This window comes from Micromonospora sp. LZ37, assembly GCF_059359015.1.
The window spans coordinates 347,020-366,279 of the sequence record NZ_JCADBL010000004.1 but is presented as its reverse complement, the minus strand read 5'-3'; the positions used below and the strand labels follow the sequence as shown (position 1 = coordinate 366,279).

13 protein-coding genes are annotated in these 19,260 nt (G+C 71.7%); 7 read left to right on the top strand and 6 right to left on the bottom strand.

Annotated features, from left to right (window positions below; all coding sequences use genetic code 11):
- Nucleotides 1-519: 519 nt before the first annotated feature.
- Nucleotides 520-1,302 carry a deoxyribonuclease IV gene (locus AC5L3Z_RS11830; protein ID WP_494841582.1) on the top strand — a complete coding sequence of 261 codons (783 nt, stop codon included), beginning with the start codon at nucleotides 520-522 and terminating at the stop codon, nucleotides 1,300-1,302.
- A gap of 5 nt (nucleotides 1,303-1,307) precedes the next feature.
- Nucleotides 1,308-3,473 (top strand): hypothetical protein, encoded by a 2,166-nt coding sequence (locus AC5L3Z_RS11825; RefSeq protein WP_494841581.1) that lies wholly within the window; start codon nucleotides 1,308-1,310, stop codon nucleotides 3,471-3,473.
- 46 nt (nucleotides 3,474-3,519) lie between these two features.
- On the opposite strand, the gene AC5L3Z_RS11820 is transcribed toward AC5L3Z_RS11825, so the two are convergent.
- The 3 genes from AC5L3Z_RS11820 to AC5L3Z_RS11810 all read right to left on the bottom strand — a co-directional run bounded on the left by AC5L3Z_RS11820 (nucleotide 3,520) and on the right by AC5L3Z_RS11810 (nucleotide 8,654).
- On the bottom strand, nucleotides 3,520-5,028 hold the full coding sequence (locus AC5L3Z_RS11820; protein ID WP_494841580.1) for a glycosyltransferase family 87 protein: 1,509 nt from the start codon (nucleotides 5,026-5,028) through the stop codon (nucleotides 3,520-3,522).
- Nucleotides 5,029-5,187: 159 nt separating this feature from the next.
- Nucleotides 5,188-7,998: a transglycosylase domain-containing protein gene (locus AC5L3Z_RS11815; RefSeq protein ID WP_494841579.1), complete on the bottom strand. Its 2,811-nt coding sequence runs from the start codon at nucleotides 7,996-7,998 to the stop codon at nucleotides 5,188-5,190.
- Between the two features lie 197 nt (nucleotides 7,999-8,195).
- A complete protein-coding gene (locus AC5L3Z_RS11810; RefSeq protein ID WP_334533806.1) occupies nucleotides 8,196-8,654 on the bottom strand; it encodes a DUF5318 domain-containing protein in 459 nt (152 codons plus the stop codon).
- A 173-nt stretch (nucleotides 8,655-8,827) separates the two neighbouring features.
- Here AC5L3Z_RS11810 and AC5L3Z_RS11805 point away from each other — a divergent pair, with 173 nt between their 5' ends.
- Nucleotides 8,828-9,466 carry a PadR family transcriptional regulator gene (locus tag AC5L3Z_RS11805; protein WP_334533803.1) on the top strand — a complete coding sequence of 213 codons (639 nt, stop codon included), beginning with the start codon at nucleotides 8,828-8,830 and terminating at the stop codon, nucleotides 9,464-9,466.
- A gap of 23 nt (nucleotides 9,467-9,489) precedes the next feature.
- Nucleotides 9,490-10,569: an inositol-3-phosphate synthase gene (locus tag AC5L3Z_RS11800; protein WP_334533800.1), complete on the top strand. Its 1,080-nt coding sequence runs from the start codon at nucleotides 9,490-9,492 to the stop codon at nucleotides 10,567-10,569.
- Between the two features lie 69 nt (nucleotides 10,570-10,638).
- On the opposite strand, the gene AC5L3Z_RS11795 is transcribed toward AC5L3Z_RS11800, so the two are convergent.
- Entirely contained in the window at nucleotides 10,639-11,118 is a 480-nt protein-coding gene (locus tag AC5L3Z_RS11795; protein ID WP_494841578.1) for a methylated-DNA--[protein]-cysteine S-methyltransferase, read from the bottom strand.
- Nucleotides 11,119-11,232: 114 nt separating this feature from the next.
- Nucleotides 11,233-13,182, bottom strand: coding sequence for a S8 family serine peptidase (locus AC5L3Z_RS11790; protein ID WP_494841577.1), 1,950 nt, complete (start codon nucleotides 13,180-13,182; stop codon nucleotides 11,233-11,235).
- A gap of 317 nt (nucleotides 13,183-13,499) precedes the next feature.
- On the opposite strand from AC5L3Z_RS11790, the gene AC5L3Z_RS11785 reads away from it, so the two are divergent.
- Entirely contained in the window at nucleotides 13,500-14,021 is a 522-nt protein-coding gene (locus AC5L3Z_RS11785) for an NfeD C-terminal domain-containing protein (protein WP_494841697.1), read from the top strand.
- Between the two features lie 37 nt (nucleotides 14,022-14,058).
- Entirely contained in the window at nucleotides 14,059-15,588 is a 1,530-nt protein-coding gene (locus tag AC5L3Z_RS11780) for a flotillin family protein (RefSeq protein WP_494841576.1), read from the top strand.
- Nucleotides 15,589-15,630: 42 nt separating this feature from the next.
- On the opposite strand, the gene AC5L3Z_RS11775 is transcribed toward AC5L3Z_RS11780, so the two are convergent.
- The gene (locus AC5L3Z_RS11775) at nucleotides 15,631-17,100 is read right to left on the bottom strand and encodes a CCA tRNA nucleotidyltransferase (RefSeq protein WP_494841575.1); all 1,470 of its coding nucleotides are present in this window, start codon (nucleotides 17,098-17,100) and stop codon (nucleotides 15,631-15,633) included.
- 127 nt (nucleotides 17,101-17,227) lie between these two features.
- On the opposite strand from AC5L3Z_RS11775, the gene murJ reads away from it, so the two are divergent.
- Nucleotides 17,228-18,970 (top strand): murein biosynthesis integral membrane protein MurJ, encoded by a 1,743-nt coding sequence (gene murJ / locus AC5L3Z_RS11770; RefSeq protein ID WP_494841574.1) that lies wholly within the window; start codon nucleotides 17,228-17,230, stop codon nucleotides 18,968-18,970.
- Nucleotides 18,971-19,260 lie beyond the last annotated feature (290 nt).

The following is a 19,260-nucleotide window of genomic DNA, read 5'->3' as shown; positions in this document are numbered from 1 at the left end:
ACCAGGATACCCGGTCCGGACGATCATGCCCGGGCAGGCCGGAGCTGCGGGCCGGGCGTGGCGACAGGGGCCCGCCTCCGGCTCCCGAAGGCCGGTGGCGGACCCCTGTCCACGAGGCCGCGAGGCGTCCCGTCCGCATTCCTTGGGTGGGACCTGGGGAGGAACGACCACACCGATGAGGTTGGATCGAGGACGCCCCGCGGAGCTTTTTCCTGTTGTTATCCGACGATACAACGGCACTCGTACCCTGATGGTGGAAATGCCACTATTCGTCGGACAATCTTCTCGGCCGCCGCCGGGGCGCCGGCCAGGTCCGCCCCCCGACGTGCCGGGCCGCACGACGGGGGTGAACCCGCTGCGGGACCCGGTGACGCGACCTGCGGCGCGAAGCCGTCGGAAGAGCCATCCGTCGATCCCACCCGGGTCAACGAACACCCGCCCGGACGGTGACGATTTCCGGCCGCGAACCGCCCAAGACCGACACCCCAGGCGTCGGATGCTCGACGTAGGCTCGCCTCCATGCGTATCGGAGCCCACGTCGACCAGGCCGACCCGCTGGCGGAGGCGGACGCCCGCTCCGCCGAGGCGGTGCAGTTCTTCCTCGCCGATCCGCAGGGCTGGAAGGCACCGAAACCCCGGGCGGACGCGGACCGGTTGCGCGCCGCCGAGGTGGACCTCTACGTCCACGCCCCGTACGTCATCAACGTCGCCACGCTGAACAACCGGATCCGCATCCCCAGCCGCAAGCTGCTGCTCGGTCACGCGCACGCCGCGGCGGAAATCGGCGCCAAGGGGCTGATCGTGCACGGCGGGCACGTCAACGCCGGGGACGACCTGGCGGTGGGCTTCGACAACTGGCGCAAGACCTTCGCGTACGCCGCGGAGTCGGGCGGCTTCCCGCTGCCGATCCTGATCGAGAACACCGCCGGCGGCGACAACGCCTGCGCCCGACGCCTCGACGCGCTGGCCCGGCTCTGGGATGCCCTCGGCGACCACGAGGTCGGCTTCTGCCTGGACACCTGCCACGCGTACGCCGGCGGCGAGGAGCTGCTCGACCTGGTCGACCGGGTCAAGGCGATTACCGGTCGGATCGACATGGTGCACGCCAACAACTCCAAGGGCGGGTTCAACTCGGGGCAGGACCGGCACGACAACCTCGACGGCGGCACCATCGACCCGGAGCTGGTGGTGGCGGTGATCCGCGCGGCCGGCGCGCCGGTCATCGTGGAGACCCCGGGTGGCGTGGCCGGGCAGGGCGCCGACATCGCCTTCCTGCGTGAGCAGCTCGGCGCGGGAGCCTGACCCGGATGACGACGAACACGACGGGCGGCGGCCAGCCGACCGGCCGGGCCGGCGGGCCCGCGGACGACCACGCCGCCCCCACCGGCGGGTCGGCGATCGACAGCGGCAGTGCCGGCAGCACCGGGGCGGGCGGCAACGGGGCGGTGCCCGGTCCCGGGGGACGACCGGCCTCCCCGTCCGGGGCCGGGCAGCCCGCGCCGACGGACGCCACCGCCGGAAAGGCCGGCACCACCGGCTCGAAGGTCGCGGACGGCGGAACCGACGCCGCGGACAAGAACAGCACCGCCAAGAGCAGCACGGACAAGAGCAGCACGGACAAGAGCAGCACGGACAAGAGCAGCACGGACAAAAGCAGCGCCGGCGAGCCGAGCGCCGCGAAGGAGAAGGACGCCCCGCCGGACCGCTGGTCGGCGTTCGCCCCCGCCCCCGAGCCGGTGCCCGGCCGCGTCGGTCGGGCCGTGCGCGCGGTCGGCCGGCTGGCGGTCCACGAGTGGACCCTGGCCGCGCTCGGCTCGCTGCTCCTCGCCGTCGCGCTGACCTGGCCGACGCTGCGGTACCCCCTCTACACCCTGCCGCAGGACTACTGGGACCCGAGCCTGCAGGCCTGGCAGATGGCCTGGTCCGGGCACATCCTGCGCACCGACCCGGGCATGCTGTGGCAGTCCAACGCCTTCTTCCCCGAGAAGGACAGCTTCGCCTTCTCCGACACCCTGCTGGGATACGCGCCGGCCGGGATGATCGGCACCGGCCCGGACGCCGCGGTGCTGCGCTACAACATCATGTTCGTGCTGGCCCACGCGCTCGCCACGTTCGGCGCGTACGCGCTGGCCCGGCAGCTCGGCTCCGGACGGATCGGCGCCGCGGTGGCCGGCGTCAGCTACACCTACGCCCCGTGGCTGCTCGCGCAGGCCGGTCACCTGCACATCGTCTCCAACGGGGGCATCCCGCTGGCGCTGGCCATGCTGGCCCGGGGGCACGGCTGGTCGCTGCGCCACGGCTACCGGCCGGAGCGGCGCCACGAGGGCTGGACGTACACCGGGTGGATGGTGGCGGCCTGGCAGCTCAGCCTGGGCTTCGGCATCGGCCTGCCGTTCGCGTACGTCCTCGCCGGCATCGGCCTGGTCGCCACCGTGACCTGGTTCCTGCGGCGCTGGGTCATCCGGCCGGTCAAGCGTCCGTTCGGGGCCCGGCTGCTGGTCGCGGACCTGATCGGGGGCCTGCTCTTCGCCGGTGTCGGTGCGCTGCTGGCCATCCCGTACTTCCGGGTGGCGCAGGCGCACCCCAACGCGGAGCGCACCATCGGCGACATCGGCGTCTACTCGCCGCCGGCGAGCGGCTTCTTCACCGCGCCGGCCGAGTCCCGGGTCTGGGGGGCGCTGCACGAGGGGGCCCGGGCGGCGCTGCCCTGGCCCCCGGAGATGACGCTGCTGCCGGGCTTCGCGCTCTACGCGCTGGCGGCGGGTGGGCTGTTCTTCTCGATCTGGCGGTTGCGGCACCGGCTGCTGCTGCTCGCCGGGGTGCTGGTCACGATGGTGCTGGCCATGGGCACCCGGTTCTTCGGCGGCACCGTGACCTACGTGCCGCTCTTCGAGTACCTGCCCGGCTGGAACGGGCTGCGCACGCCGGGCCGGATGATGCTCTGGACGACGCTGCTGCTCGGCCTGCTCGCCGCCGGGGCGGTGAGCGCCTTCGCCCGCCGGGTCCGGGAGATCTCCGCCGAGCGGGTGCCGGCCCGGCCGTCGCCGTGGCTGCGGGTCGCCGCCCTGCTGCCGCTGCTGCTGGTGCTGGTGGAGGGACTGAACACCACGCCGCACCCGGTGGTGCCGGAGCAACCGGTGGCGATGCGGACCGTGGACGGTCCGGTGCTGGTGCTGCCGAGCAGCCAGAACCTCGACCAGCCGGTGATGCTCTGGTCGACCAGCCGGTTCCAGGAGATCGTCAACGGCGGCAGCGGCTTCACCCCCGTCCAGTTGGACGAGGTGCGCCGGGTGACGCTCGCCTTCCCCGACCAGACCAGCGTCGACTACCTGCGGACCCTCGGCGTGCGCCACGTGGTGCTGCTGCGCGACCAGGTCGTCGGCACGCCCTGGGAGGTCACCGTCGACGCCCCGGTCGACCAGCTCGGCATCACCCGCGAGGAGGTCGGTGACGCGGTGGTGTACCGGCTCTGACCGAGGTCGGCGCCGGGCCGGTCGGGGCGCCTTTCGCCCCGCCGGCTCAGGCGTTCGCGGCGGCCGGTTCGGCCATGCTCGGCGGCGACGGGTGACGCAACCGGTGGTGCCACGGCGCGTCCGGCGCCCCGTCGAGGATCCCGCCGTCCGGGTCGTCGGCGTACGTCCGCCGCACCGCGTCCCGTTCGGGGCGCAGGATGTCCCGCACCACCAGCACGCAGAGCAGCACGACGGTGCCGAGCCGGAGCGTCGCGGCCAGCACGAACACTCCTTCGGGGAAGACGGGCCGGCTGGTCGCCGCGCCGAGCAGCTCGCCGTAGAAGGCCAGGAAGTAGCCCACCTCGGCGAGCTGCCAGGCGAGGAAGGCACCCCAGCGGGGGCGGGCCAGCACGGCCAGCGGCAGCAGCCAGAGCACGAACTGCTGCGACCAGACCTTGCTGAAGATCAGGAACGCGGCGACCACCAGGAAGGCGAGCTGGGCCAGCCGGGGACGGCGGGGGGCCAGCAGGGTCAGCGCGGCCACGCCGAGGCAGGCCAGGATGAACAGGGCGTACGTCAGGAGGTTGAGCGCCGGGATGTGGGCGTTCAACCACTGGAACGGCCCCTGGTCGCCGGCCACCCCGCTGTTCACCTTGCCGTCCAGGTACCGCCCGATGTACCAGAGCGTGCCCCAGTCGATGGGCCGGGTGCTGTTCAGCTCGATGAAGCGGTACCAGTTGTCGTAGTGGGGGATCGCCGTCGGCAGGTTGACCGCGACCAGCGCCGCCGCCCCGGTGCCGATGGCGGTCAGCGCGGCGCGTACCCGGGCGGTCCGCCACGCGAGCAGCAGGATGGGCCAGAACAGGAAGAGCGGCCACAACTTGGCGGCGCCACCCAGGCCCAGCAGCAGCCCGGCGAGCGCGGGTCGACGTCGGGCCCACGCCGCCAGGCCGAAGGCGGCCAGGCCGATGGCGAGGAAGTCCCAGTTGACCGTGGTGGTGAGGAACAGCGCCGGGGCGAGCGCGAAGAGCGCCGCGTCCCAGGGCCGTCGGCGGCGCAGGGCGAGGATCACCACGACGGTGGCGACGGCGAGCGCGCTCAACGTCAACGCGTTGAGGTTGTAGAACCACTGCCCCTGGTTGAGCTGCGGGTCGTCGACGCCGAGGGCGTGCACGGGCAGGCCGAGCGCGCCCATCATGTAGCCGGTGAGCACCGGGTACTCGACGGGGTGGTCGCGGTAGGGGACCTTGCCCTCGTTGAGCCCTTCGGCGTAGTAGAGCGCGAGCACGTCGGTGTAGCAGAGCCGGGTGTACTGCACGTTGTTCTGCCAGGCGCCGTCCTGGCACGGCGACTTCTGCACCCAGTGCAGCGCCAGGGTCAGGCAGGCCAGGGCCAGCACGATCCGGGCGGCCGTCCAGAACCGCCGCTCCCGTCCGGCGGGCCGGTCCAGGGCGGTGGCGTGGTCGCCGAGCGGACCGCCGATCGCCTCCGACAGGCCGCGGACGAAGCCGTCCGACCGCGACGGGTGGTCGCTGCTCCCGGCGTGGTCGATGTCGGCCGTCGGCTGAGTGCTCATGGAGAGGCATCCTGCCGTACATCGGCTGCCGGGACGAGCACCTCGACGCGCCGACGTGGCGGTGAGCGGATGGCCGTGATCGCGGCAACCTGAGCCGTCTGACGCCGACGGCGGCCGGACCAGTCGGTCCGGCCGCCGTCGGCCTTGCTGTGCGGGTGCCTAATCCCGGCTGCGGGGGGAGAGGGTCGGTAGAAGGCCGCCTCCGCCTCCGCCGTCGCCGTCGCCGTCGTTGCCACCGTTGCCGCCCGGTCGGGGGTCGTTCGGCGAGCCGGGCCCCTGGTTACCGCCGTTCGGGGGGCAGAGCAGGCCCAGCGGACCGCAGTCCGGCGGCTGCTGGCCCCCCGCCGGCGGCGGCGGCGGGGGCGCCACCGGCTGGACGCCGTTGCCCGCGGTCTGGTCGCCCGCGCCGGTGACGCCCGGCAGGTCGCGCTTCTCCTTGCCGTCGAGCGCGGAGTTCATGTAGCGCTGCCAGATCGCGCCGGGCAGCTTCGAGCCGCCGATGTTGGCGCCGTCCTTGTCCAGGATCTTCGGCTTCTTCGGGTCCTTGCTACCGACCCAGACGGCGGTGGCGACGTGCTCGGTGTAGCCGACCATCCAGGCGTGCGCGTTGCTCTCGCCGTCGTACTCCCAGGTTCCGGTCTTGCCGGCCGCCTGCCGGCCGCCCTCCAGCGGGCGGTTCGCCGGGCCGACGGGGATCTGCTTGAGCACGCCGGCCACCTCGTCGGCGACGTCCTGCCGGATCCGCTGCTTCGGATCGCGCTTCTCACCGGTGTTCGGGACGACCTCCCACTTGCCGGTGTCCCGGTTCTGCTTCTGCACCTTGATGACGAAGTGGGCCTTGTTGTAGAGACCCCGGTTGGCCAGGGTGGCCAGACCGTTGGCGTGCTCCAGCACGGTCACCGGGTACTGGCCGTAGGACACCACGTGGTCGAAGGGCGACCGGGTGATCTCCGCGCTCTTGCTCCTCAGCAGGTTCACCGGCTTCGGCGAGCCCTTGGCGGGGGTCGTCCACATGGTGGTGATGCCCGCCGCCTTCGCCATGTCGATGATCTTGTCTGGCCCGATCTTCTCCGATACGTGGAAGAACGGCACGTTGTACGACTCGACCGTGGAGTACTCCAACGTGCACCACTTGCCGCAGGTCCTGTTGACGTCGCGGCCGGCGTTCTGCACCGGGTTCTTGTAGCCCTCCGGCTTGAACGGGGTGGCGTCCCAGTGCGACTTGACCGAGATGCCCTCGTTGATGGCCGCAGCCAGGGTGTAGACCTTGAACGACGAGCCCGGGGGGTGACCACCGGTGAGGTTGCCGCTGGCGTCGGTGTTCTTGCCGGCGTAGTCGAGGTCGGCGCCGCTGTCACCGCCGTAGTAGGCGAGCACCCGGCCGGTCTTCGGCTCGATGGAGACCACCGCCGCCATCAGGTTCTTGGGCTGGTCGTAGAGCTCCGACCCCTTCTTCCGCATCGCCGTGTTCTCGACCGCGGCCTGGAGCTTCGGGTCGATGGTGGTCTGGATCCGGTAGCCGCCGTCGCGCAGTTCGTCAGAGCAGCTGCGCTTCCCCTCCGCCTGGGAGTTGGTGCAGAGACCCCACTGCTCCATCTCCTCGCGGATGTAGTTGACCACGTTGCCCCGGGGGGTCTTCACGCCGAAGCCGGCGCCGTCCTCCCTGGGCTTGAGCACCTTCGGGTACGCGGCGGGCCGCTCCGCCGCGTTGAGCCAGCCCTTGGCGACCATGCCGTCGAGGACGTACGTCCACCGCTCCTGCGCGGCGGGGAGGTTGACCGCCGGGTCGTACCCCTTGTGACCGTTGGGGTCCGTGCTGGCCACCGGCTGCTTGATCAGGGCGGCGAGCACCGCACCCTGGGCCACGTCCAGGTCCTTGGCGCGCTTGCCGAAGTAGGTCTGCGCCGCCGCCTCGATGCCGTACGCCCCCCGACCGAAGTAGATCACGTTCAGGTAGTGCTGCATGATCTCTTCTTTGGAGTACTGGTCGTTCAGCTTGGAGGCGAGGATCGCCTCCTTCACCTTCCGGGCGTACGAGTCGTCCTTGAGGCTCTCGTAGGCGTTGCGGGCGTACTGCTGGGTGATCGTCGAGGCGCCCTGCTTGTCACCGCCGGAGAGGTTGTTCCAGGCGGCCCGCGCGATGCCCACGTAGTCGACGCCGGAGTGTTCGTAGAATTTGCGGTCCTCGGCGGCGGCGACCGCGTGCTGCACGGGCTTGGGGATGTCGTTGATGGTGACGAAGGTGCGGTTCTCGTTGCCGAGCTTCGCGAGCACCGTCTTGTTGTCCTTGGCGTAGACGGTGGTGGAGAGCGGCAGCGGCACCTTGTTCGGCAGCACCACGGTGGTCGAGTAGTAGGTGAAGCCGACCACGCCGACGCCGGCGAGCATGATGAAGACCGCGAAGCTGGCGATCAGCATGTTGACCCGCTTGCGCTTCTTCGCCCGGGCCACCGCGTCGGGGTCACCCGGCCGACGACCGCCACCGCGGCCACCACCGCCCGGTCCGCCCGGCCCGGTGGGGCCACCCGGCCCGCCGGAGACGGGGGCGACGCCGGCCCGGGCCACCGCGGCCCGGCCACCGACGGCCGCCGAGCCGACGCTGGCACGGCCGGCGGAGCCCACCCCGACCGAGGCCCGGCCGGCCGGAGCTGGCGCCGGGGAGACCGGCACCGAGGCGCGGCCCGCGCCGGCCCGGCCCACCGGGGCCGGGGAGACCGGCACGGAGGCCCGGCCCGGTCCCGCCCGGCCCACCGAGGCGGCGCCGGCCGCGCCGGACGCGCGCGGCGGCACCGACGCGGAGGCCCGCCCGGCGGGCGCGCCGCCGACCGAGGCCCGGCCGGCCGGGGCCGCGCCGCGGGCCTCCCCGCCGGAGCCGGGGTACGCGTCGTCGGACCGCGGCCCGGGGCCACCGTTCGAACCCGGTACCTGAGCCCGCGCACGCGGGGAACTGGGATCGCCGTACGAGTTCATTCCTCACACCCTGCCGGTCGCGGTGGGACGCGGGGGCGCCACCACCGGGTTGCCGTGAGTTGACACACGCGACGCGAAGCCCCGGCGGGAGCCGGGGCGCGTCATCATATCCGTATCAATCGGACCAATCAGGCCGTTCAGCTGCCGGTCGTGGTGCCCGTCGTCGACGGCACCGGGATCGCCCGGTCCAGCCAAATTCACCGTTGCGCCTCTCGCCTTCGCCCCTGGGCCGGCCCGGCGCCCGGCGCGCTCACGCCGCCCACCGCACCCTGCTCCGGTCCCCCCTCGGCCAGCCCGTCCCGGCCGAGCAGGAACTGCTCGACGAGATGGTTCCAGTCACAGCCGAGACACACCTCCACCACGAAGACCTGGAACTCACGCAGCGTCATCGCCAGCACGGGCAACTCGGCCAGCGTGCGCGCCTGGCCGGCAGACTGCTTGAGCTCGTCCCCGTAAATGTAGTGGACGTGGGTCAGGTTCTCGCTCCGGCAGATCGGGCAGCGCTGCTCCGTCGGCTCACCGTGGAACCGGGCGGCGTTCTTCAGGTACGGCGAGGCGTCGCAGACGTCGTACGTGCCGACGCGGCCGGCCAGGAGCTCACGCAGCACTGCCCGCTTCTGGAGCGAGTAGTCCACCACCTGGCGCTGCGTACGCATGCGGAGAAGGGTACGCGGTCCGGCCGGACGAGGCGACCACCGTCACGATCCGTCACCAACAGCTCCCGGAACGAAGGTTTGCCCTGATCGCGGATGAGGTACTAACGTGCGATGTATCGGTCCGATACATCGCGGCGGTTGACTCCGCTGCCGGAGGTGGGAAGGGATGGCCCGTGCTCGAGCTCGCCATCCTCGGCCTCCTGCAGGAGTCACCGATGCACGGCTACGAACTCCGCAAGGAGCTCACCGCCAAGCTCGGCGCCATCCGGGCGGCGATCAGCTACGGCTCGCTCTACCCGACCCTGCGCCGGCTGCAGGCGGCGGGATGGATCACCGAGGCCGCCGAGACACCCGCGACCGCCGAGGAGGTTCCCGCGCTGACCAGCCGACGAGGTCGGGTGGTCTACAAAATCACCGCGGAGGGCAAGGAACGCTTCGCCCAACTGATCGCGCAGGCCGGGCCCGAGACGTACGACGACACGGGCTTCGGGGTGCACTTCGCGTTCTTCGCCCGGACCGACCAGGCGACCCGACTCCGCATTCTGGAGGGTCGCCGCCGCACGATCGAGGAGCGTCGCGAAGGTCTTCGTGACGTGCTGGGCCGGGCGGCCGAGCGCCTCGACGCGTACACCCTGGAACTGCAACGCCACGGGCTCGACGCCTGTGAGCGCGAGGTCCGCTGGCTGGAGGAGCTCATCGCCAACGAGCGCTCCGGCCGTGCCCCGACGGTCCCGCAACCCGGGACGGCCGGCGGCCGACGAGACAACAACAGCCCGCCTCCGCCTGGAGAGTCCAGGAAAGAGCGGCCGTGATGAAGAAGAAGGAGGCAGACGCTATGGGCTCCGTCCGCGTCGCCATCGTCGGTGTGGGTAACTGCGCCTCGTCCCTCGTTCAGGGCGTGGAGTACTACCGGAACGCCGACCCGAACGACCGCGTCCCGGGTCTCATGCACGTCACCTTCGGCGACTACCACGTTTCCGACGTGGAGTTTGTCGCGGCGTTCGACGTGGACGCCAAGAAGGTGGGCATGGACCTCGCGGAGGCGATCGTCGCCAGCGAGAACAACACCATCAAGCTCTGCGACGTGCCGCCGACCGGCGTCAGCGTGCAGCGCGGTCCGACCTTCGACGGCCTGGGCCAGTACTACCGTGAGATCGTCGAGGAGTCGGACGCCGAGCCGGTCGACGTGGCCAAGGCGCTGCGCGACGCGCAGGTCGACGTGGTCGTCTCCTACCTGCCGGTCGGCTCCGAGCAGGCCGACAAGTTCTACGCCCAGGCCGCGATCGACGCCGGCTGCGCGTTCGTCAACGCCCTGCCGGTCTTCATCGCCTCCGACCCCGAGTGGGCGAAGAAGTTCGAGGACGCGGGCCTGCCGATCGTCGGTGACGACATCAAGAGCCAGGTCGGCGCCACCATCGTGCACCGCGCGCTGGCGAAGCTCTTCGAGGACCGTGGTGTCGAGCTGCTGCGCACGTACCAGCTCAACTTCGGCGGCAACATGGACTTCATGAACATGCTGGAGCGCAACCGCCTGGTCTCGAAGAAGATCTCGAAGACCCAGTCGGTCACCTCGCAGATCCCGCACGAGATGAGCAAGAGCGACGTGCACATCGGCCCGTCGGACCACGTGCCGTGGCTGGACGACCGCAAGTGGGCGTACATCCGCCTGGAGGGCCGCTCCTTCGGTGACACCCCGCTCAACGCCGAGCTCAAGCTCGAGGTGTGGGACTCGCCGAACTCGGCCGGCGTCATCATCGACGCCGTCCGGGCCGCGAAGATCGCCCTGGACCGCAAGATCGGTGGCCCGATCATGTCGGCCTCGTCGTACTTCATGAAGTCCCCGCCGGTGCAGTACGCCGACCACGACGCGCACGCCGCCGTCGAGGCCTTCATCGCCGGCGAGGTCGAGCGCTGACGCGCTGACCACCAGCAACAACCGGGCCCGGCCATTCGGTCGGGCCCGGGCCCGTTCCGGGGGTCCCGGTCAGGACCAGGCGCGGCGCAGGGCCACCCCGGCCTCCAGTTCCAGCAGCTTCACCTTGCGGTCCAGGCCGCCGCCGAAGCCGACCAGCTTCCCGCCCGCCCCGACGATCCGATGACAGGGCACGATCACCGGGACCGGGTTGCGGTTGCAGGCCACCCCGACCGCCCGGGCCGCCCCGGCGTCCCCCACCCGGCGGGCCACCTCGCCGTAGGTGAGCGTCTCCCCGTACGGGATGCGGGTCATCTCCCGCCACACCGCCCGCTCGAAGTCGGACCCGCGTGGCATCTCGACCGGGACACCGAAGTCGGTCGCCTCGCCGGCGAAGTACGCCCGCAGCTCCGCCACCGCCCGTCGGGCCAGCTCGTCCGACGGCTCCTCGGCCGCCGACGCCACCCGCCCGAAGTGCGCCCCACAGACGCTGCCGGCATCGGTGGCCACCGAGAACTCGCCGATCGGGGTGTCGAGCACGGTCCAGCGCATCCGCCCATTCTCCCCGGCCCCACCGACGGGCGACGAGGCGGGAAGGACGGCGCCCGCCGGGCCGCCCGGTGAGGGGCGGCACCGACGGGCGCCGGGGCGGTGCGGCGGCCTGGATCAGGCCGGGTTGACGAAGTAGCGCTCACCCGCCGACAGGCCGAAGTCCTCGGCGAAGTCGTCGAAGTTCTTGTTCGGGATGAGCTGGCTGGTGCCGGCGCTGCCCGCGCTGACCGCCTGCCAGTCGACGTACGCCCGCAGCCAGATCGACCCGTCGCCCCGGTACCAGGCGAAGTCGAAGACCTCCCAGGTGTTGACCGAGGAGGCGGAGGCGATCAGCGGCTTGCTGCCCGCACCCGCGGCGGAGACGTACTTGCCGTTGGCCAGCGAGCGCATCGCGAAGAAGCCGTCGTTCACGTCGACGAGCTCGAACTTCTCCCAGGTGCCGACCGTCGAGGAGGCCGGGATGAGCGGCTGCGCTCCGCCGCTGGCCGCCTTCACGTACTTGCCGCTGGCCGCCGACTTGATGCTGACGATCGGGTTCGGCGCCTCGACGTCGAACTTCTCCCAGGTGCTGGCGGTGGTCTTGCTGGCGATCAGCGCACCGCCACTGCTCGGCGCGGTCACGTACTTACCGTTGACCTTGGCCTTGATGCTCACCGTGCCGTCGGTGTTGTTGATCAGCTGGAACTTCTCCCAGGTGCTGATCGCCGTGGACTTCGCGATCAGCGGCTTGCTGCCCGCGCCGGTGGCGCTGACGTACTTGCCGTTGGCCCGGGCCCGGAATCCGACCAGGCCGCTGCCCGCGTCGACGATGTCGAACTTCTCCCAGCCGCCCAGCGCACCACCCTTGGCCGCCAGCGGCAGGGTGCCGGCACTGACCGCCTGCACGAACTTGCCGTTGGAGCGCGCCCGCAGGCCGTGCGAGCTGCGCGCCGGGGAGACCGTGGCCGCCACGTTGAGCAGCCGGTCCGTCGCGCCCCACGGGTTGTGCACCGCGCCGGCGAGGCCCTTGGTGACGATGGTGTTGCGGACCTGCGCCGGGCTCCACGACGGGTTCGACTGGAGCAGCAGCGCCGCCGCGCCGGCCACGTGCGGGCTGGCCATGGAGGTGCCGTTGTACGAGGCGGACCCGTTCGTCGTCCCCATCGCGGCAGAGACGATGCTCACGCCGGGGGCGTAGACGTCGACGCACTTGCCGTAGTTGGAGAACCAGCCCCGGTAGTCGACCTTGTCGGTGGCCCCGACGGTGATCGCGGACGACACGTTGGCCGGGCTGAACTGACAGGCGTCGAACGCCTCGTTGCCGGCCGCCACCACATAGGTGAGACCGCTGGCGATGGAGGAGCTGACCGCGTTGGCGATCACCGGGTCGGCGGGGCCACCGAGGCTCATGTTGACCACGGCGGGCCTGGCCGCGTTCGTGGTCACCCAGTCGATCCCGGCGACGACCTCCTCGGTGGTGCCGGAGCCCTCGCAGTTGAGGACCCGGACGCCGACCAGGTTGACGTCCTTGGCCACGCCGTACATGGTGCCGCCGACCGTGCCGGCGACGTGCGTGCCGTGGCCGTGGCAGTCCTGGGCGTCGTTGTCCAGGTCGATCGCGTCGTACCCGGACGTCGCCCGGCCACCGAAGTCCTGGTGGGCGAAGTCGATGCCGGTGTCCACGACGTACGCCGTGACACCCGCGCCGGTGTTCGGGTAGGAGTAGGAACCGTTCAGCTTCGGCGAGACCTGGTCGATCCGGTCCAGGCCCCACGACGGCGGGCCGCTCTGCGTGCCGCTGAGCGAGAAGCGGCGCACCGGCTCGACGTACGCGACCTCCGGGTCGGCCGCCAGCCGGTCCGCCTGCTTGCGGGACATGGTGGCGGAGTAACCGTGGATCGCCTTCTTGTAGACCCGGCGGACGGTGCCGCCGTTCTCCTTGGCCAGCGCGGCGGCGGCCGCCTTGACCTGCTTGGGGGTGGCCTTTTTGTTCTTCAGGACAACGATGTAACGGTCCGGCACCACCTCGGCGGCCTTGACCGCACCGGTCTTGCCCTTGGTCGGCAGGCCGGAGGGGTCAGCCATCGCGGCACCACCGGTGCCGGCGTTGACGAGGACCGTAGCGGAGGCGAGCATGAGGCCGGCCACCGCCGAGCGGCGAATCACGCCACGGCGTTTCACAGATAGATCTCCCCGTTGGTCGTCGAGCGCCCCTTGTGGACGGTCGGACGGGCGTCCGTCGGCATCGGCGATCGATGACCTGCAGGATGCGACGGGATGCCCCGCCATCATGGACGACCATCACCGCACCGCGCCTCATCTTTTCGGTCGATACGCCACCGTGTCGTCGTCACGACACCACCGTTGACAGGCGCCTGAGGACGTTGCGCGACGTCGATACCGTGCAGGTCGTGGCCACGGGGACTCTCATTTTTCTGATCATCGGCGGGGCGGGCGTCGCCGTGATGGCCCTCGCCCTGCTCGGCACCGAACTTCTCCACCTCGGTCACCTGGACGTCGACGGTCCCCTCTCCGTCGAGGCGGTCGCCGGCTTCCTCGGGGCCTTCGGCTTCGGCGCCGCCATCGTCAACGAACTGCTCGGTGGGGGTACCCCGGGGATGGTGGCGGCGGCGGTGGCCGGCGGCGCGGTCGCCGCGGTGCCGGCCGCGTGGCTGGCGTCCCGGCTGGGCCGGGCGGCGCGGGACATGCCCACCGACCCCACGCCCACCCGCGACCACCTGGTCGGCGCGCTCGGCCTGGTGGTCACCCCGGTGCCCGCCACCGGCTACGGCGAGGTCCGGGTACGCGTGGCCGGCCAGCCGGTGAAGCTCAACGCCCGCGCCGACCATCCCATCCCGGTCGGCGCGCAGATCTTCGTCGTGCAGGCGCTGAGCGAGACCAGCGTCCACGTCGAGACCTACTGACCCCCACTCCACCTCCTCCCAGAGACGGAAACTGCCCATGCCCCTTGTCATCGCCGTCGGCGGCGCGGTCCTGCTGGTCGTCGTCCTCGTGCTCTTCGTGCTCTCCCGGATCAAGGTCGCCGGCCCGAACGAGGCGTTCATCGTCACCGGGCGCAAGGGCCGGACCACGCAGACCGCCGACGGTGGTCGCTCCACCGACATGTCCGGCCAGAAGGTGGTCCTCGGGGCCTCCGTCTTCGTGCTGCCGGTGGTGCAGAAGCTCCAGTCGCTCGACCTGTCCAGCCGCCGCATCGACGTGGGCATCCGGGGCGCGGTCAGCAAGCAGGGCATCCGCACCGACCTCCACGGCGTGGCGATCGTCAAGGTAGGCGGCACCGAGGACGCGATCCGCGCCGCCGCCCAGCGCTTCCTGCACCAGCAGGACGAGATCGACAACTTCACCCGGGAGGTGCTCGCCGGCGCGCTCCGCTCGATCGTCGGCCGGCTCACCGTGGAGGAGGTCATCCGGGACCGGGCCGCGTTCGCCAGCGCGGTCGCCGAGGAGGCCGAACACTCGATGACCAACCAGGGGCTGGTGCTGGACACCTTCCAGCTCCAGGACATCCTGGCCGAGGGCTCCTACCTGCAGGACCTGGGGCGGCCGGAGGCGGCCCGGGTGCTCAAGGACGCGGCCATCGCCGAGGCCCGGGCCCGGCAGCAGGCCGAGCAGGAGCGGCTGCTGGCCGAGGAGGCGATCGCCGAGGCGAACCGGAACCTGTCGCTCAAGCAGGCCGCCATCCAGGCCGAGATCGACGCCGCGAAGGCCCGGTCGGCGGCGGCCGGACCGCTCGCCCAGGCCGAACGGGACCAGGCGATCCTCTCCGAGCAGCAGAAGGTGGCCGAGCGCAACGCCGAGCTGAAGCAGCGCCAGCTCGACACCGAGGTGCGCAAGCCGGCCGACGCGGCCCGCTACAAGGTGGAGCAGGAGGCCGAGGCGGCTCGCAACGCGGCCGTGCTCAACGCCGACGCGCAGCGGCAGTCCGTCATCGCCGCCGCCCAGGCCGCCGCCGAGCAGGCCCGGCTCACCGGTGAGGGCGAGCGGGCCCGCCGGGCGGCGCTGGCCGAGGCGAACGCCGTCGAGGGCGCCAAGGAGGGTGAGGCCGAGCAGCGGCGGCGCTCCGCGATCGCCGAGGCGGTCGAGCGGGAGGGCCAGGCCGAGGCCGCGGCCATCCTGGCCCGCGGTCAGGCCGAGGCGGACGCGATGGCCCGCAAGGCCGAGGCGTTCGCCGCGTACGGCGAGGCGGCGGTGCTGGACCTCCTGGTCAAGGTGCTGCCGCAGGTGGTCGAGGCGGCCAGCGCCCCGATCGGCGCGATCGACAAGATGACGGTGATCTCCACCGACGGCGCGTCGTCGCTGACGAGGTCGGTGGCCGGCAACGTCGCGCAGGGCCTCCAGCTCGGCTCCGACCTCACCGGCATCGACCTGCCCGGCCTGCTGGCCAGGCTCGGCTCGGCCTCCGCCGCCGGTTCGCAGTCGGCGGGCAACGGAAAAACGGCGGTCGACGGCAGCGCGGTCGAGACCCGCTGATCCACGACGCGGGCGCCGTCCGTCGGGGCGGCGCCCGCGTCGTCAGCTCTGGTCGACGATGCCCTGCTCGCGGGCCCAGCGCAGCAGCTCCGCCTCGGCGGAGTCCCGGTCCAGTGGGCCCCGCTCCAGGCGCAGCTCCTTGAGGTGCTGCCAGGCCCGCCCCACCACCGGACCGGGCGGTACGCCGAGCAGCTCCATGATCGCGTTGCCGTCCAGGTCGGGGCGGACCCGGGCCAGGTCCTCCTCGGCCGCGATCCGGGCGATCCGCTCCTCCAGCGCGTCGTAGTCGGCCGCCAGCTGGGCCGCCTTGCGCCGGTTGCGGGTGGTGCAGTCCGACCGGGTCAGCTTGTGCAGCCGGGTCAGCAGGTCGCCGGCGTCGGTGACGTACCGGCGCACCGCCGAGTCGGTCCACTCGCCCCGGCCGTACCCGTAGAAGCGCAGGTGCAGCGCGACCAGGGCGACCACCTGCGCGGTGACGTCCTTGGGGTAGCGCATCGCCTTCATCCGGACCTTGGTCAACCGGGCACCGACCACCTCGTGGTGGTGGAAGCTGACCCGACCGTCCGAGCCGACCGCCTTGGTCGCCGGCTTGCCCACGTCGTGCATGAGCGCGGCCATCCGCAGGACGAAGTCCGGGCCGTCCTCCTCGAAGGAGACGGCGTTGCTGACCACGGTCAGGGTGTGCTCGTAGACGTCCTTGTGCTGGGCGTGCTCGTCGATCTCCAGCTTGAGGCCGGTCAGCTCGGGCAGGAACCGCTCGGCGAGGCCGGTGTCGACCAGCAGCCGCAGCCCGGTGATGGGGTCGGCGCCGGAGAGCAGCTTGGTGAACTCGTCGCGGATCCGCTCGGCGGTGATCCGGTCCAGGTCGGCGGCCATCCGGGTCATCGCGGCGCGCACGTCCGGGTGGACGGTGAAGCGGAGCTGCGCGGCGAAGCGGGCCGCCCGCAGCATCCGCAGCGGGTCGTCGCCGAAGGACTCCCCGGGCGTGCCGGGGGTACGGATGACCTTGGCAGCGAGGTCGTCCAGGCCGCCGTGCGGGTCGGTGAACCGGTGGTCGGGCAGGCTGACCGCCATCGCGTTGATGGTGAAGTCCCGCCGCTTCAGGTCCTCGTCGAGGTCGGTCCCGTACTCGACGATCGGGTTCCGGCTGACCTGGTCGTACGCCTCGGCGCGGTAGGTGGTGATCTCCAGGCGCAGCCCGTCGCGTTGGCAGCCGATGGTGCCGAACTCCCGGCCGGTCTCCCAGATCGACTCGGCCCAGCCCTTGATGATCTTCAAGGTCTGGTCGGGGTGGGCGTCGGTGCAGAAGTCCAGGTCGTCGCCGAGCCGGCCGAGCAGGGCGTCGCGCACGGAACCGCCCACCAGGTGCAGCTCGTGCCCGGCGGCGGCGAACCGGCGGCCCAGCTCGTCGGCGACCGGGGAGACACGGAGCAGTTCGGCGACGGCGTTGCGCTGCACGACGGTGAGCTCGCGGCGGTCGCCGGCGTGGGATGCGGAGGCAGCTTCGGACATGGGATCGCCAGCCTATCGGGCGGGTGCGGCAACTGATCCGCCGGGCGCGGGTAAGAGGTCGAGGTTGACTAAGGTCTTCCACGTGCGAGCCGGCGTCCGGCTCCGACGTACCCCTTGGAGGCTGGAGATGGGCGGCGGGCTCTACCGCAGCGCGAACGCCACGCCGGACGGCGCCATGCCGCCGACCGACGGGGCGACCTTCATCTCCGCCGAACCGCTGAACCAGCCGGGGGTGGAGGCCACCGCGCCCCCGCCGGAGGTGGTCGGGGAGACCAGCGCCGCGGCGAACAGCGCGGTGATGGCGATCGGCAGCCTGGTCAGCCGGGGTACGGGCTTCATCCGGAACCTGATGATCGGCGCCGCGCTGGGCAACCTGATCGGCAACGCCTACACGACGGCCCAGTTCCTGCCGAACCAGGTGTACGAGTTCCTGCTCGGCGGCGTGCTGACCAGTGTGCTGATCCCGGTGCTGGTCCGCCGGAGCAAGGCCGACCCGGACCGCGGCGAGGCGTACGCCCAGCGGCTGCTCAGCCTGGCGGTGATCACGCTGGCCGCCGCCGCGCTGATCGCGGTGGCGTCGGCGCCGGTGCTGACCGCCCTCTACGCCAGCGGCAAGGACGAGGACTACACCGAGCTCGTCACGAGCCTGTCGTTCCTGATGCTGCCGATGCTCTTCTTCACCGGCGTCAGCGCGTTGATCGCCGCGGTGCTGAACACCCGGGGGCACTTCGCCGCGCCGATGTGGGCGCCGATCCTGAACAACCTGGTGGTCATCGGCGTCTTCGGCCTCTACATCCTCATCTACGGGGCCAGGGCGCTGAAGCCGGGCGAGCTGGACGCCGGGCAGATCCTGCTGGTCGGCGGCGGCACCCTGCTCGGCGTGGCGGTGCAGGCCGCCGGCCTGCTGCCGGCGCTGCGCAAGGTGGGCTTCCGCTGGAAGTGGCGCTTCGACTTCCGCGAGCTGGGGCTGAGCGAGCTGGCGCGGCTCGGCGCCTGGATGTTCTGCTACGTGGCGGTCAACCAGCTCGGCCTCTTCGTGGTGGTCAACCTGCTGACCCGGGCGGCCGGCGAGGACAGCGCGGGCATCCTGATCTACAACAACGTCTTCCTGCTGCTGATGATGGCGCACGGCATCATCGCCGTCTCGATCATCACCGCGCTGATGCCCCGGATGAGCGCCGCCGCCGCCGACGGCCGGTTCCGCGACGTGACGGCCGACCTGTCCCGGGGCACCCGGATGGTCACCGCGGTGCTCGCCCCCGTGGCGGTCTGCTACGCGGTGCTGGCCAGCCCGATCTCCCGGGTGGTCTTCCAGTACGGCGCCTTCGACGCCGAGAACGCCCGCGCCACCTCCACCGTGCTGCTGGTCGCCGCGGTGGGGCTGGTGCCCTTCGCGGTCAGCCAGCTCTTCACCTTCGCGTTCTACGCGCTGCCGGACACCCGCACCCCGGCGCTGGTCAACATCCCGGTGGTGGCGCTGCGGGTGCTGCTCCAGGTGGGGCTCTTCGTCGTCTTCTCGCCCGCCTTCGCGGCGGCGGGCATGATGCTCGGCAACGCGCTCTCGTACGTCGCGGCGGCGGTGGTCTCCGCGCTGCTGCTCCGGCCGCGGGTCGGCCGGATCGGGCTGGGCGACATCATGCGGACCATGGGCAAGGTGGTCGTCGCCGCACTGGGGGCGGCGCTGGTCGGCCTGCTGGTGGTCAACCTGCTGCCCGGTGACCCGGCCGACCTGGGCTGGCTGGCGGCGGCCCTCCAGTTGGTGATCGGCGGGGCGGTCATCGGGGCGACGTACCTGGGACTGGCCATGGTGCTGCGGATCGGCGAGATCACCGAGGTGGTCGGGATGGTGCGCCGGCGGCTGGGGCGCTGACGCTGCGCGACGGTGGCCCGTGCCGGGCTCCCGGGGCAGTCCGGCACGGAGTGTGAACGAGGATCACCAGCCTGGGGATACGCCTGTGGATAACCGGGCGATTTCCCGGTCAGCCACCGGATCGGCCTGTGGACAACCAACCGTACGGCTGAGCTTGATGGGCCGTTCGGAGGGAAGTCGGCACAGGGTTGTCGGATCGCCACTCCCGGGTGGGCCCCTCCGGCGGCTACTTGCGGTCAGCCTCTAGATTGGCCTGTACATGTGCCAGCATCGTGGCCGAGATGGGTAGT